The organism is Halobacillus sp. A5 (genome assembly GCF_024189315.1).
GTDB lineage: Bacteria > Bacillota > Bacilli > Bacillales > Halobacillaceae > Halobacillus_A.
The window spans coordinates 1-273 of sequence record NZ_JAIZEO010000016.1 but is presented as its reverse complement, the minus strand read 5'-3'; the positions used below and the strand labels follow the sequence as shown (position 1 = coordinate 273).

Annotated in this window: 1 protein-coding gene; it reads left to right on the top strand. The window is 47.6% G+C overall.

Translation table 11 applies throughout. The features are described from left to right. Positions 1-198 (top strand): hypothetical protein (locus LF822_RS22740; protein ID WP_253926385.1); only part of this gene is annotated, 198 nt, incomplete at its 5' end. Between the last annotated feature and the right edge of the window lie 75 nt (positions 199-273).

Sequence of the window (273 nt, the reverse complement as noted above, 5' to 3'; positions counted from 1 at the left end):
GGCTGGATCACCTCCTTTCTAAGGAAACATGAAAGGCGGAAGCGACCGTTCAGACCCTGCGGGGTCTGGGAGCTGAAGCTGGACATGACGGAAGACGTACCTGGTTGGTTGTTCAGTTTTGAGAGATCAAAGGATCTTCTCACGATGAACCTTGAAAACTGGATAAGAGAATCGAGACGCATGCAGATGCGTACTTGATGACAAGACATCAAACAAAACGAAACGTCTTTTCACAAAGAAGTTAAGTGAATAAGGGCGCACGGTGGATGCCTT